Below are 13,707 nucleotides of genomic sequence, written 5' to 3'. Positions count from 1 at the left end.
CTGACATTCCCGATCCGTCACGGCTCGCCGGAGCCGCCGGGGCGGGGCGATGTGGGCGGAGCGGGGCGTACCTGTCAGGATTGACGCTGACGTGCGCGCGGCCGGCTCTCGGCCGGCGGTGGCGGGCGGAAGAGCGGCCCGCACCGGCGCCGCAAGATCGCGATCGTGACCGACGGAGGTAGCCCGCACCGTGGCCCAGTTCATCTATGTCCTGGAAAAGGCGCGCAAGGCGCACGGCGACAAGGTCGTGCTCGACAACGTGACGCTGAACTTCCTGCCGGGGGCCAAGATCGGTGTGGTCGGTCCGAACGGCGCCGGTAAGTCCAGCCTCCTCAAGATCATGGCAGGCTGGGACCAGCCGAGCAACGGTGAGGCCCGGCTGATGCCCGGCTACACCGTCGGCATGCTCGCGCAGGAACCGCCGCTGAACGACGCCAAGACCGTCCTCGGCAATGTCGAGGAGGCGGTCGCCGAGACCAAGGCCAAGCTGGAGCGGTTCAACAAGATCGCCGAGCAGATGGCCACCGACTACTCCGACGAGCTGATGGAGGAGATGGGCAAGCTCCAGGAGGCGCTGGACAACGCCGACGCCTGGGACATCGACTCCAAGCTCGAACTGGCGATGGACGCGCTGCGCTGCCCGCCGCCGGACGCCGAGGTCACCATGCTCTCCGGCGGTGAGCGCCGCCGGGTGGCGCTGTGCAAGCTGCTGCTGGAGGCGCCCGACCTGCTGCTGCTCGACGAGCCCACCAACCACCTGGACGCGGAGAGCGTGCAGTGGCTGGAGCAGCACCTGGCCAAGTACGCCGGCACCGTCATCGCGATCACCCACGACCGGTACTTCCTCGACAACGTGGCCAACTGGATCCTGGAGCTGGACCGCGGTCGCACCTACCCGTACGAGGGCAACTACTCCACCTACCTGGAGAAGAAGGCGGCCCGGATGGCCGTCGAGGGGCGCCGCGACGCCAAGATGAAGAAGCGCCTCGACGAGGAGCTGGAGTGGGTCCGCTCCAACGCCAAGGCCCGGCAGACCAAGTCCAAGGCCCGGCTCGACCGGTACGAGGAGATGGCCACCGCGGCGGAGCAGACCCGCAAGCTGGACTTCGAGGAGATCCAGATCCCGCCGGGCCCGCGCCTGGGCAGCACGGTCATCGAGGTCAACCAGCTCACCAAGGCCTTCGGCGAGCGGGTGCTGATCGACGGCCTCAGCTTCTCGCTGCCGCGTAACGGCATCGTCGGCGTGATCGGGCCGAACGGCGTCGGCAAGACCACCCTGTTCAAGACCATCGTCGGGCTGGAGGAGCCGACCACCGGCTCGGTGAAGGTCGGCGAGACCGTCTCGCTGTCGTACGTCGACCAGAGCCGGGCGGGGCTGGCCGGCGACAAGACGGTCTGGGAGACGGTCTCCGACGGGCTGGACCACCTTCTGGTGGGCAAGGTGGAGATGCCGTCCCGGGCGTACATCGCCGCGTTCGGCTTCAAGGGGCCGGACCAGCAGAAGCCGACCAAGGTGCTCTCCGGCGGCGAGCGGAACCGGCTCAACCTGGCGCTGACCCTGAAGATCGGCGGCAACGTCATCCTGCTCGACGAGCCGACCAACGACCTGGACGTGGAGACCCTCGGCAGCCTGGAGAACGCGCTGCTGGAGTTCCCCGGCTGCGCCGTGGTCATCTCGCACGACCGGATGTTCCTGGACCGGGTCGCCACGCACATCCTGGCCTGGGAGGGCGACGAGCAGAACCCGGCGAAGTGGTTCTGGTTCGAGGGCAACTTCGAGGCGTACGAGAAGAACAAGATCGACCGGCTCGGCGCCGAGGCGGCCCGTCCGCACCGGGTGACCTACCGCAAGCTCACCCGCGACTGACCGGTGCTGACCCTTGTCTGACCGGTTCGTCTACCACTGCACGCTGCGCTGGTCCGACCTGGACGCGTACGGGCACGTCAACAACTCGCGCTTCCTCACGCTCTACGAGGAGGCACGGGTGGCGTTGATGTTCGCCGGCGGCCGGGCGTGGGGAGTGGGCTCGTTCGCCGACGGGGTGGTCATCCGCCGGCACGAGGTCGACTACCTGCGCCCGGTCGACTACGCGTTGGGCCGGGCCAGCGCGGAGGCGGCGCCCACCGTCCGGATCGAACTCTGGGTGGAGGAGCTGCGGGCCGCCTCGTTCACCGTCGCCTACGAGCTGTACGACGGCGAGGTGCTCGCCAGCCGGGCCCGCTCCGTGCTGGTCCCGTACGACCTGGCCGCGCAGCGGCCCCGCCGGATCACCGAGGAGGAACGCGCCTTCCTGCTCCGGTACGCCCCGGGGCTCTCCGCATGACCACCGGACACGGGCTGGACGGGGTGGCCGACGCGGGCGCCTTCCTGGCCCGGCTGGCCCGGCTGGATCCGGCCGCCCTGGTCCGGCTCCGGCCCGTTCCGGGGGCGGGGCGTACGACGCTCTGGGCCCGGCTGCCGTGGGGCGTCCTGGTGGCCCGTACGGTCACCGGGGCGGCTCCCGGTGACGTCACCGTCGCCGCCGGCGAGCTGCTGGCCGAGTTGGCGGCGGGCGGGGCCGCGCTGCCCCGGCGCCGGGACGACGGGTGGCGCTGGCCGCTGCCGCCGCCGGCCAGCCGGGCGGTGGAGACGCTGCCCGCCGAGGAGGTGCGCCGGATCGCCGCGGCGGCGGCCGGGACGCTGCGCGAGGCGGTCACGCACGGTGTGTCGGGCCGAGCGGTGGGGCAGCGTGCGCTGCGGGACGCGTTGCTGGACCACGTCGCGGTCGTGGTCACCCCGGACTCCGCGCCGGACGTGCCGGTGGAGGTGCCGCAGCGGCTGGTCCAGGGTCTGGTCCGGATGGGCTTCCTCGGAGCCGGTGACGTTCAGGTACGCGTCGCCGGCCATTGGGTCGGTTTGATCGGACCGTACGGAGCGGCCTGGTCGCGGAAGGTTGCCGAACTCAGCCTGACGCCCGTCATCGCTCATCCGAACGGATGACCCCCACTCATTCTTCCGGTCTGGGGCGGCCGTTGGGGGGATGCCTCAACCCGGCTGTCCGGGTACCGTCCATCCTCGGATCCAACGCACCGTAGGCGAGTGGATCCGCTGGGGAGTGAGGTGCGCGAGCGATGCCGTGGTGGTCATGGCGCCCAGGTTCCGCCGGTGGCGGCGACCCGGAAACTCGAAGCGGGATCACAGTGGAGGAAACCGTCCGGGTCGGACCACCGGCCCCCCGCCAGTCGGAAGAGGACACGCCGGCCGCCGAACGGTCCGTGATCGCGGACATGCCGGCCACCGTCGCCCCGGTCACCCTCAGCCGGGTCTGTGAGGCGCTCGACCTGCTCGACGTGCGCTACCTGGCCGACGGCGACGGCAACCTGCTGGCGATGTGGGAGCGGCACGCGGTGCTGGTCGCCCTGGAGGGCCCGGACGACGAGATCCTGGTGCTGCGGGCCCGTCCACACGCGACGGTGCCGCCCGACTGGGCCGACCGGGCCTACCGGGTGGTCAACGAGTGGAACCACACCCGCCGGTTCTGCAAGGCGTACATCGGCGATCCGACCGAGCGGGGCCAACTCCCGATCTACGCGGAACTCCAGGTTCCGCTCGGCGCCGGGACCCACGACGCGCTGCTGGTCGAGATGCTCGACTGCGGTGCGGCGGTGGCCACCACCTTCGTGGACTGGCTGCACGACGAGGGCGCCCTGCTCTGATCGCGCCGGTCGGGGCCCCGGGCCCCGACCGGACCGGGTGGCCGGCCGCCGTCAGACCCCGGCGGCCGGGTCCTCCATGACGTTGACCATGAAGTACGCGGCCCGCTCCAGGTAGTTCCACAGCTCGGCGGCGACCTCCGGCGGCAGGTCCAGCCGGTCCACGGCCCGGCGCATGTGGCGCAGCCAGGCGTCCCGTTCGGCCGCGCCGATCCGGAACGGGGCGTGCCGCATCCGAAGCCGCGGGTGGCCGCGCTGCTCCGAGTAGGTGTGCGGGCCGCCCCAGTACTGCACGAGGAAGAGGGTGAGCCGGTCGGCGGCCGGGCCGAGGTCCTCCTCCGGGTACATCGGCCGCAGCAGCGGGTCGACGGCGACGCCCGCGTAGAACTCGTCCACCAGTTTGCGGAAGGCGGGTTCGCCGCCGATCGCCTCGAAGAGGGTCATCGGCTCGCCTGAGGAATTCACCGTTCCATCCTGCCAGGTGCGGCCGGCGACCGGCCGCCGCCCACCGGTCGGCAGCGAGTCAGGTCACCGCCTGGTGGCGCCGGCTCGGCTCGCCGACGGTGGCGGAGGTGCCGGTCCGGGCCGGGGTGTGCGGGTCACGGCCGGTGGCCGCTCCGGCCGCGGCGTTCTCGATGGCCGCCGCCACCGTCTCGGCACGCGGCCAGGTGGTCACCGCCACGATCATCAGCACCACTCCGGCGGCGCTCCACACGCCCACCACCAGAGGGATGGCGAACCGCTCGGCCAGCGCCCCGGTGGCCAGCACCGCCGCGCCCTGGATGATCTGCGTGCCGCTGGCCATCACGCCGAACGCCCGGGCCCGGTAGCCGTCGGGCAGGGCGCGGACGAAGAGGCCGTTGGCCACCGGCATCAACCCGCCCGCCGCGAAGCCGCAGGCGGCCGCGAGGAGCGCCACCATGAGCGGTGGCGGGTCGAGCACCGCGGGAATCAGCACCGCCGGGGCGAGGATCGCCAGCGGCCGGATCAGCGTCAGCCGGCGGGCCGGGGCGACGAGCCGACCGATCAGCAGGCCGCCGATGATGTAGCCGACCGGGCTGGCGGCCATGATGACCGCCTGGGCGACGCCGGCGTCCAGGTCTCCGCTCCGCTCGGCGGCCCACGCTGCGGCGAGGCCCTCCGGCACGATCGAGAAGACCATCGCGCTGAACACCAGCACGGCGATGGCCCGCAGGACCGGCCAACCGAAGACGATCCGGAAGCCCTCGGCGGTCTCGTGCAGCAGGTGACTGCGGTGGGCGGCGGTCATCATGGGCGGCCGGTCGCGGAGCCCGAACCGGACCAGCGCCGCCGACAGGGCGAAGGTGGCCGCGTTGATCAGCAGGGCGGCGGCCGGGCTGGCCGCGGCGATGGCCGCGCCGACCAGGTAACCCACGATCTGGGCGGCCTGGCCGCTGCTCGTGCTGAGCGACAGGCCCACCACCAGCCGGTCACCGGCGAGGATGTGCGGCATCAGCGCGGAGCGGGCGGCCTGGCTGGGCGGATTGGCCAGCGTGGCGGCGAAGATCAGGGCGAGGATGGCCCAGGGGGGTATCCCGGGCACGGCCACCAGCGCCATCATCGCCATTCGGACCAGGTCGCAGGCGACCATCACATGCCGGTAACGGTGCCGATCGGCGAGCGCGGAGAGCAACGGCCCGCCGACCAGCCAGGGCAGGTAGCTGGCCGCGAAGGCGGCGGCGGAGAGCGCCACCGACTGGGTCTCCCGGTAGACCAGGACGGTGACCGCGGCCTTGGCGATGTAGTCGCCGATCCAGGACAGAGCGTTGGCCGTGAAGAGGGCGCGGAACTCCGCCTGGCTGAAGACATCGCGAAAGGTGGCCGGGCCCTCCTGGGCGGGTCGCTCGTCGGACACCGTCGCCTCCATCGTTCCCGGGGGCCGCCCACTCGTGGTGGCCCGACCGGAAACCTTCGTCAGATCTACGGATCAGCGAGGACACGAGCACGCTCCCCATGGGAGCGTGTTCACCGGATTCTGCCCGATCGTCCGCCAACTGGCTAGGCTGAACGGGTTGATCGTCGTATCTCCGACTGAACGAACGGACGATACCCGAGGGGTCGGCTGGCGCGCGACCCCTGAAATCGGCTCCCCGGCCTGACCGGGTGGGCCGTACCCCGACTCAGGTCGGTCCCCCCGCACCCGTCTCGCCCGAGGCGGGGTTCGGCATTCCCGGATAGAGCCGCGCCGCCGCGATCTGGGCGGTGATGCCGGAGTTCTCCAGTGCCTCCGCCAGCCGGCGGCGCAGTTCCCGGCCGACCGCGAACTGCCCGTCCGCGGTCGTCTTGACCACCGTACGGATCACCGCGCCGTCCACCGTGATCTGTTCGACGCCGAGCACCTCCGGCTCCTCGACGATCTCGGACGTCAGCTCGGGATCCACCGCCACCGAGGCCGCCGCCGTACGCAGCACCGCGGTGGCCTCCTCGGTGCTGGCGAAGCCGATCGGCAGGTCCACCACCACCAGGGCCCAGCCCTGGCTCTTGTTGCCGACCCGGACGATCTCGCCGTTCCGGATGTACCAGAGCACCCCGCGGCCGTCGCGGATGGTGGTGACCCGCAGGCCCACCGCCTCCACCACGCCGGTCGCCTGGCCCAGGTCGACGTTGTCGCCGACGCCGTACTGGTCCTCGATCAGCATGAACAGGCCGGCGATCAGGTCCTTGACCAGGCTCTGCGCGCCGAAGCCGAGGGCCACACCGGCGATGCCGGCGCTGGCCAGCAGCGGGGCCAGGTCGAAGCTGAACTCCTTCAGCACCATCAGCAGCGCGATGCCGAAGATGAACGCGGTGACCATGCTGCGCAGCACGGATCCGATCGCCTCGGCGCGCTGGCGCCGGCGCTCCGGCACGAACTGCTCCGGGTTCACGGCGGCGCTGGGGATCCGTTCCCGCAGCGGCTTGAGCAGGGTGGGCATCGAGCCCTCGGTGGTGGTCCGGACCAGCCTGTTGATCATCCGGTGCAGCGCCCAGCGGGCGGCGAAGGCCAGCAACAGGATCAGGATGACCCGCAGTGGCTTCAGCACGATCCAGTAGCTGCCCTCGGCGAACCACGCCGAGTGGGTCAGGTCGTAGACGTTCTTGCACCACGGGTCGGCCTGGCACTCGGGCGACGGCGGGTCGACGGCGGCCAGGGCGTGCAGCATCAGATCGGTGGCACTCACCCTGCTTTCGTACCGCAAGGCCACCGGGCGCCGGCTGTTGCCCCACCCACCGACGGCACACAACACGGGCAGCCGACCATCCGGTGCGGAACCGGTCATCGTGGCACAGTCGGAAACCCTTCCCGTGGGTACCCCGGATTAGTACGTGCAATCCGGGGCCCGATCAGGGACGATTGGCGCAGCGGACGTCGGTGATCCGGCCGGTGCCGGTGCGGTTCCCTGCTGCCCGCGGGGCGCGTCCCGGCGCGATGGCGGCAGGAGCGGCTGGACCGGGAGGGTGAGCACGATGCCTGACATACGACCCACGGCGGGCTCCGGTGCACTGGTTCTCAACGCCACCTACGAGCCGCTGTGTGTCGTGTCGGTGCGTCGCGCCGCGATCCTCGTGCTCTCGGCCAAGGCCGTCTGCGTCGCCGACGGCGAGGGCATCCTGCACAGCGCCCGCAACGCGCTCCCGGTTCCCTCGGTGGTCCGGCTCACCCGCTACGTCCGCGTTCCCTACCGCACCCACGTCGGGCTCTCCCGCCGGGCGATCTTCGCCCGGGACGGCTGGCGCTGCGCCTACTGCCGGGGGCCGGCGGAGACCATCGACCACGTTTTTCCGCGCAGCCGGGGCGGCCGGCACGACTGGGAGAACGTGGTCGCCGCGTGCGCCCGCTGCAACCACACCAAAGGCGACAAGACCCCGGCCGAGCTGGGCTGGCGGCTGCACAGCCTGCCGGCCGCCCCGAAGGGGACGGCGTGGCGGGTGCTCGGCCACCGCGCGCCGGATCCGCGCTGGGTGGACTGGCTGGACCTGCGCGAGCCGGAGCCCGAGGCGGCCTGAGGACGGGGCTCACGGGCCGCGGGAGTCGACCAGCGACGCGTAGACCACCAGGTTGTCGGCGTAGCCGGTGGCACCGCCCACCCACCGGCCACCGCAGGTGATCAGGCGCAGGTTCGGCCGACTGAAGTCGCCGAAGATCTCGTCCGCCGGCAGTCGCTCCTTGTCGTACCGCTGCACCGAGGTGACCTCGAAGACGGCGACCGAGTGGTCCTCGCGGGTCACCTCGACCCGGTCGCCGTCGCCCAGCCGCTTCAGGTCGTGGAAGACGGCCGGCCCGGTGGTGGTGTCGACGTGGCCGACGATCACCGCCGGCCCGTACTGCCCGGGGGTCGGCCCCTGGTCGTACCAGCCGGCCTCGCCGGCCTTCTCGATCTCCGGTACGGCGATGGTGCCGTCCCGGGCGATGCCGACCCGGTGCACCGGCGCCCGCAGGTCCAGTTTGCTGATCGTGATGTCCGTCGGCGGGCTCGCCGGCAGCACCGGGAACCGCTTCGGCGGGGGCCGGATGCCGGCGAAGAGCCGGTCGGGCAGCACGGTGACGCCGGTCACCCGTTCGACGCCGAGCATCGACATGATCAGCACCATCAGCGTGGCGATCACCACCACCGGGGCGCCCGGACCGCGCCGGGCGGCGTACCTCCAGCGGGCGGTGGCCCGGGTGGGCCGCACCGGCACCGGGCGGGCCGGGGAGCCGGTCGTGGCGACGCTGGCCGTGGAGGCGTGGCCCGCCGCGCGGACGAGCCGGCGGGACGCCCGGGCCGCCAGCCGGAGCGCCGTCCGGAGCCGGCCGCCGGTCCGGCCGCGCCGGGCATCTGAGCCGCCGGCACGGTTCGCGGCGTGGTTTCCGGACCCGCGTCGGCCGTCCTGGCGGATCCGGGTCGAGCGGTCGTCGTCCCGGTTTCCGGCGGTCCGGCGGTTCGGCCGGTGGCCGTCGCCGTGGATCTGGCTGGTGCGAACGCCGTCGCGGTTCGCGGCGGCCTGCTGATCCGGGCGGTGGCCGTCGCCGTGGACGCGGGTGCTGTCGCCGTTCCCGACGGTCCGGTGGTCCGGTCGGTGGCCGTCGCCGTGGAGCCGGACCGTGTGGTCTCCGCCGCGGGGCCGGATCATGCGGTCTCCGCCGCGGGTCCGGTTGGTGCGGCTGTCGCCGGGGTGGTCCGGCCGGCGACCGGCTCGGGTCGGTGCGCGCGCCATCGGCCGTACCCCCGTCAGACGCGTGGCCCGGTCTTGCGCCGGGCACCGACGCCGGCCACCACCGCCACCGCCACCAGGCCGCCGACCAGCAGCAGGGAGCCCACGCCCCGACCGCCCGCGGTACCGCCACCGCCGGTGGCCGGGCCCTTGCTCGGCTGGGCCATGTTCAGCACCGTGAGCACGGTCGACGCGGTGTTCCCGTTCGAGCAGCGCAGGTCGACCGGGAAGTCACCGGCCTGTTTGTTGCCGGGGATGGTCACCTGTCCGGTGAGGAAACCGTTGTCCGGGCGGAGCATCACCCGCCCGAAGGCGTCCGAGTTCACCTCGGCCTGCCGGTTGTTCGCGTTGTCGCAACCGGCCCGGATGCTCACCCGGGTACCCGCCTGCGCGGGATTCGGCGTGACCTCGACGAAGACGTTCTCCCCGGCCCGGGCCGGGGTTACGGTGATCAGGACGAACATCGCGACCAGTCCGAGCATCCCCAGGACGGCCGACAGGGCGCGGTGTGACACGGGCCCTCGCATGATTCCCCCCTCCCGGCGCGGTGCACCGGAATCCTGCTGACGGGCAGCAGGCCCTGCTTTCCCCCTTCCCTCCCGGCAAACCCGGGACGCCCCTCGGCGTGCGGTGATAACGGGGCGGCGCGGCGTTGACGGGCAGACTTCCCCGCGCCTCAGCGGCGGCGGGCGGGCGGGGTGGGGCCGGCGGGCGGGCGCGGGGTGACCGGGTGCCAGTCCAGCGGGGTGGAGAGGACCATCGTGCTGGACGGCTGGCCGTACGGGGCGAGCCGGTCGATGACGGCCTCGAACTCGTCGATCGAGCCCGCCGCCACCTTCAGCATGCTGCACGCGTCGCCGGTGATCCGGTGGATCTCCATGATCTCCGGCCAGCCCGCCACCGCCGGGTCGTTGAGGATGCACCGCGAGCCGTAGCAGGACATCCGGATCAGAGCGACCACGGTCCGCCCGGCGCGGGTCAGGTCCACGTGTGCGTGGTAACCGGTGATCACGCCGGACTCCTCCAGCCGGCGGACCCGCTCGGCCACCGCCGGCGGCGACAGGTGCACCCGGCGGGACAGCTCGCTGAACGAGAGCCGGGCGTCGGCCTGAAGCTCGCGCAGCAGTGCCCAGTCCATGTCGTCCACTGCGTGACCTTTCGTTCGTGAACCCGTCGGCCCGGCGGCCTTCCGACCGGCAGGTCGAACCACCGTACCGCCGTTGAACAGGCATTCCGTCGGCGGATCCACTGGCGGGATCATGTCGTCTACCCGGCGTTCGGAGGGAGATGACGGTGAAACAGACGGCGGCGGTACGTCCGGCGACCCCGCGTCAGCGGGCGGCCCGGGCGGCACGCAACGGCGGCGAACCGACGCTGGAGTTCGCCGACCGGGTGCCCTACGACGCGTACGTGCGGGCGAGCACGCTGCACCGCCTACAGCAGCCGCTCAGCGACGATCCGGGCGAGATGTCCTTCCTGATGGTCAGCCAGATCATGGAGCTGTACTTCGGGCTGACCTGCCACGAGCTGCGGCACGCCCAGCGGGAGCTGCGGGCGGACCGGATCTGGGAGGCGCTTCCCCCGCTGCGCCGGGCGGCCCTGCACCTGGAGGGGCTCAACGCCGCCTGGCAGGGGCTGCGCTGGATGACCCCGGCCGACTTCAACCGCTTCCGTGACCGGCTCGGTGAGGGCTCCGGCTTCCAGTCCGCGATGTACCGCCACCTCGAGTTCCTGCTCGGCCTCCGCGACCCGGCGCTGATCCGTCCGTTCCGCCGGCAGACCGAGGTGTACGCGGAGCTGACCGCGGCCCTCGCCGCACCGAGCCTCTGGGACGACGTGACGGCCCTGCTCGCCCGGCGGGGCTTCGACCTCCCCGCCGAACTGCTCGACCGGGACGTGACGACCGAGCACGAGTCGCATCCGGCGGTCGAGGCGGCCTGGGTACGGATCTACGCCGACGGCGGCCCGGACAACCACCTGCGGCTGCTGGGCGAGGCGCTGACCGAGGTGGCCGAGCGGTTCGCCGACTGGCGCTGGCACCACGTCAAGGCGGTGCAGCGCACCATGGGCGCCAAGGTCGGCAGCGGCGGCTCCGCCGGGCTGGCCTGGTTGCAGCGCAGCATGGCCCGGGTGGTCTTCCCCGAACTGTGGTCCGCCCGGACCGCGATGTGAGCGGAGAGCGAGAGATGCACACCCCCGAAGAAGCCGAGGCCCACCGCCTCGACTCCGTCGACCCCGGACACCGGCACCTGTTCCACGTGCCCCCCGCCGAGGGCGGGCGCTACCCCGAGGTGGCGTACCTGGCCGGCAACTCGTTGGGTCTGCAACCCCGGGCCACCCGGGACGAACTCCTCGCCGACCTGGACGCCTGGCAGCGGCTGGGCGTGGAGGGGCACCTGGAGGCGGAACGCCCCTGGCTGCCGTACCACGAACTGCTGACCGCGCCGGCCGCGCGACTGGTCGGCGCGCTCCCCGCGGAGACCGTGGTGATGAACTCCCTCACGGTCAACCTGCACCTGTTGATGGTGAGCTTCTACCGGCCGGCCGGCGAGCGGACCCGGATCGTCATCGAGGACAGCGCCTTTCCCTCGGACAGCTACGCCGTGCGCAGCCAGGCCCGCTTCCACGGTCTCGACCCGGACGCCACGGTGGTACGGCTCAAGCCGCGCCCGGGCGAGGACACCCTGCGTACGCGGGACGTCCTCGACTTCCTCGGCGCCGAGGGGCACACGGTCGCGCTGCTGCTGCTCGGCGGGGTCAACTACCTGACCGGCGAGCTGATGGACATCCCGGCGATCACCGCCGCCGGGCGGGCCGCCGGCGCGGTGGTCGGCTGGGACCTGGCGCACGCGGTCGGCAACGTGCCCCTCGCCCTGCACGACTGGGACGTCGACTTCGCCGCCTGGTGCTCGTACAAGTACCTCAACTCCGGTCCGGGCGCCCTCGCGGGCGTCTTCGTCCACGAGCGGCACCTCGGCGACCCCGCCCTGCCCCGCTTCGAGGGCTGGTGGAGCACCGAGGCGGCGACCCGGTTCGAGATGACCCCGGTCTCCCGGCCGCCGGCCACCGTCGAGGCGTGGCAGATCTCCAACCCGCCGATCTTCGCGATGGGTCCGGTGCGTACCTCGCTGGAACTGTTCGACTCGGTCGGCATGCCGGCGCTGCGGGAGCGCAGCCTGCGGCTCACCGGCTACCTGGAGCGGCTGCTGGACGAGGTGACCGCCGACCGGCCGCTGACCGTGGTCACCCCGCGCGACCCGGCCCGTCGGGGCTGCCAGCTCTCCGTCCGCATCGGGGTGGGCAGCGCGAACGAGCTGACCAAGCGGCTGCGGCACGAGCACGGCGTGATCGCCGACGCGCGCGAGCCGGACGTCGTCCGGTTCGCCCCGGTGCCGCTCTACTCGACGTACCACGACTGCTGGCGGGTCGCCGACGCGCTGGCCGCGACCGTGGAGGCCACCTCATGAGTACGGAGCGCGACGAGATCGCCGTCGTCGGGGCCGGGCTGGCCGGCTGCCTGCTGGCCTGCTACCTGGCCCGGCGCGGCTACCCGGTGGCCCTCTACGAGCGGCGACCGGACCCGCGTACCGGGCGGGTGGAGCGGGGCCGCTCGATCAACCTGGCGCTCTCCGAGCGTGGCCTCGACGCGTTGCGCCGGATCGGGCTGGATCGGCAGGTGATGGCGGACGCGTTGCCGATGCGCGGCCGGATGATCCACCCGGTCGAGGGGGAGCCGCAGTTCCAGTCGTACAGCAGCGCCGGCGACCGGGCGATCAACTCGATCAGCCGGGGCGCGCTGAACAACGCGCTGCTGAACGCCGCCGCCGCGCTGCCGGGCGTACGGATCGCCTTCGACCACCGGCTCGTCGGGCTCGACCCGACCACCGGCGAGATGACCTTCGAGACCCCGCAGGGCAAGGTCACCGCCACCGCGTCGGTCGTCCTCGGCGCCGACGGCGCCGGCTCCGCCGTGCGCGGGCAACTCCTCGGGTACGGCGCGCTGACCGAGAGCCTGGACTTCCTCGACTACGGCTACAAGGAACTCACCATCCCGCCGCTCGGCGGCGACTTCGCCCTGAATCCGGGCGCCCTGCACATCTGGCCGCGCGGCACCTCGATGATGATCGCGCTGCCCAACCCGGACCGGTCGTTCACCTGCACGCTCTTCTGGCCCACCCACGGCACCGCGAGCTTCGCGTCGCTGGGCAGCCCGGCCGCCGTCGAGCGCTACTTCGCCACCCACTACCCGGACCTGATCCCGCTCGCCCCGAACCTGGTCGACGACTACCAGCACAACCCGGTCGGGGTGCTCGGCACGGTCCGCTGCGCCCCGTGGCAGGTGGCCGGCAGGGTCGGCCTGCTCGGCGACGCGGCGCACGCCATCGTGCCGTTCTACGGCCAGGGCGCGAACTGCGCGTTCGAGGACGTGGTCGAGCTGGACCGCTGCCTGGACGAGTGCGGCGACGACTGGGCGGCGGCGTTGCCGCTGTACCAGCACCGGCGGCAGGCCAACGCCGAGGCGATCGCCCGGATGGCGCTGGCCAACTTCGTGGAGATGCGGGACAAGGTCGCGTCCCCGGTGTTCCAGACCCGTAAGAAGATCGAGCACGCCCTGGAGCGGGCCCTGCCCGGCCGGTACGTGTCGCAGTACGAGTTGGTCTCCTTCTCCACCACCCCGTACGCGCAGGTGCGCCGCCGGGTGCGCCGGCAGTACCAGGTGCTGGGCGCGGTGGCGGCCGGCGCCGTGGCGTTGCTGGCCGGCGCGGCGATCTCGCTCGGCCGGGGGAGGCGGCGATGACACTCTGGGATCCCCGGCTG

The 13,707-nt window shown here is 72.5% G+C and carries 14 protein-coding genes; 8 read left to right on the top strand and 6 right to left on the bottom strand.

Annotation, left to right across the window (positions count from 1 at the left end; all coding sequences use genetic code 11):
- Nucleotides 1-190: 190 nt before the first annotated feature.
- From ettA to GA0070621_RS17775, 4 genes are all read left to right on the top strand, one after another.
- Nucleotides 191-1,867 carry an energy-dependent translational throttle protein EttA gene (ettA, locus tag GA0070621_RS17790; protein WP_091197189.1) on the top strand — a complete coding sequence of 559 codons (1,677 nt, stop codon included), beginning with the start codon at nucleotides 191-193 and terminating at the stop codon, nucleotides 1,865-1,867.
- Between the two features lie 13 nt (nucleotides 1,868-1,880).
- Nucleotides 1,881-2,324: an acyl-CoA thioesterase gene (locus tag GA0070621_RS17785; protein WP_091197187.1), complete on the top strand. Its 444-nt coding sequence runs from the start codon at nucleotides 1,881-1,883 to the stop codon at nucleotides 2,322-2,324.
- Nucleotides 2,321-2,980, top strand: a complete 660-nt coding sequence (locus GA0070621_RS17780) for a hypothetical protein (protein ID WP_091197184.1) — start codon at nucleotides 2,321-2,323, stop codon at nucleotides 2,978-2,980. Before GA0070621_RS17785 ends, GA0070621_RS17780 begins: the two co-directional genes overlap by 4 nt.
- A gap of 131 nt (nucleotides 2,981-3,111) precedes the next feature.
- Nucleotides 3,112-3,696: a type III secretion system chaperone family protein gene (locus GA0070621_RS17775; protein WP_091197181.1), complete on the top strand. Its 585-nt coding sequence runs from the start codon at nucleotides 3,112-3,114 to the stop codon at nucleotides 3,694-3,696.
- A 51-nt stretch (nucleotides 3,697-3,747) separates the two neighbouring features.
- Here the strand turns inward: GA0070621_RS17775 and GA0070621_RS17770 are convergent, their stop codons facing one another.
- From GA0070621_RS17770 to GA0070621_RS17760, 3 genes are all read right to left on the bottom strand, one after another.
- Complete coding sequence (locus GA0070621_RS17770; RefSeq protein ID WP_091197178.1) at nucleotides 3,748-4,137, bottom strand: globin; 390 nt, start codon at nucleotides 4,135-4,137, stop codon at nucleotides 3,748-3,750.
- A 79-nt stretch (nucleotides 4,138-4,216) separates the two neighbouring features.
- Complete coding sequence (locus tag GA0070621_RS17765) at nucleotides 4,217-5,581, bottom strand: MFS transporter (RefSeq protein ID WP_091197176.1); 1,365 nt, start codon at nucleotides 5,579-5,581, stop codon at nucleotides 4,217-4,219.
- 253 nt (nucleotides 5,582-5,834) lie between these two features.
- Nucleotides 5,835-6,857 carry a mechanosensitive ion channel family protein gene (locus GA0070621_RS17760; RefSeq protein ID WP_197674077.1) on the bottom strand — a complete coding sequence of 341 codons (1,023 nt, stop codon included), beginning with the start codon at nucleotides 6,855-6,857 and terminating at the stop codon, nucleotides 5,835-5,837.
- A 304-nt stretch (nucleotides 6,858-7,161) separates the two neighbouring features.
- Between GA0070621_RS17760 and GA0070621_RS17755 the strand changes: the two genes are divergently transcribed.
- Nucleotides 7,162-7,701, top strand: coding sequence for an HNH endonuclease (locus GA0070621_RS17755; protein WP_091202572.1), 540 nt, complete (start codon nucleotides 7,162-7,164; stop codon nucleotides 7,699-7,701).
- A gap of 9 nt (nucleotides 7,702-7,710) precedes the next feature.
- Here the strand turns inward: GA0070621_RS17755 and GA0070621_RS17750 are convergent, their stop codons facing one another.
- From GA0070621_RS17750 to GA0070621_RS17740, 3 genes are all read right to left on the bottom strand, one after another.
- A complete protein-coding gene (locus GA0070621_RS17750) occupies nucleotides 7,711-8,574 on the bottom strand; it encodes a class F sortase (RefSeq protein ID WP_407940352.1) in 864 nt (287 codons plus the stop codon).
- 332 nt (nucleotides 8,575-8,906) lie between these two features.
- On the bottom strand, nucleotides 8,907-9,371 hold the full coding sequence (locus tag GA0070621_RS17745) for a hypothetical protein (RefSeq protein WP_407940351.1): 465 nt from the start codon (nucleotides 9,369-9,371) through the stop codon (nucleotides 8,907-8,909).
- Between the two features lie 194 nt (nucleotides 9,372-9,565).
- Nucleotides 9,566-10,036 carry an Lrp/AsnC family transcriptional regulator gene (locus tag GA0070621_RS17740; RefSeq protein WP_091197168.1) on the bottom strand — a complete coding sequence of 157 codons (471 nt, stop codon included), beginning with the start codon at nucleotides 10,034-10,036 and terminating at the stop codon, nucleotides 9,566-9,568.
- Nucleotides 10,037-10,176: 140 nt separating this feature from the next.
- Between GA0070621_RS17740 and GA0070621_RS17735 the strand changes: the two genes are divergently transcribed.
- The 3 genes from GA0070621_RS17735 to GA0070621_RS17725 are packed head-to-tail and all read left to right on the top strand — an operon-like array spanning nucleotide 10,177 to nucleotide 13,687.
- Entirely contained in the window at nucleotides 10,177-11,061 is an 885-nt protein-coding gene (locus GA0070621_RS17735; RefSeq protein ID WP_091197165.1) for a tryptophan 2,3-dioxygenase, read from the top strand.
- 14 nt (nucleotides 11,062-11,075) lie between these two features.
- Nucleotides 11,076-12,356 (top strand): kynureninase, encoded by a 1,281-nt coding sequence (kynU, locus tag GA0070621_RS17730; RefSeq protein ID WP_091197163.1) that lies wholly within the window; start codon nucleotides 11,076-11,078, stop codon nucleotides 12,354-12,356.
- Nucleotides 12,353-13,687, top strand: coding sequence for an FAD-dependent oxidoreductase (locus GA0070621_RS17725; protein WP_091197161.1), 1,335 nt, complete (start codon nucleotides 12,353-12,355; stop codon nucleotides 13,685-13,687). Before kynU ends, GA0070621_RS17725 begins: the two co-directional genes overlap by 4 nt.
- The last annotated feature ends 20 nt before the right edge of the window (nucleotides 13,688-13,707 follow it).

The organism is Micromonospora narathiwatensis (assembly GCF_900089605.1).
GTDB classification, from domain to species: domain Bacteria; phylum Actinomycetota; class Actinomycetes; order Mycobacteriales; family Micromonosporaceae; genus Micromonospora; species Micromonospora narathiwatensis.
This window is presented reverse-complemented; position numbering and strand designations above follow the sequence as displayed.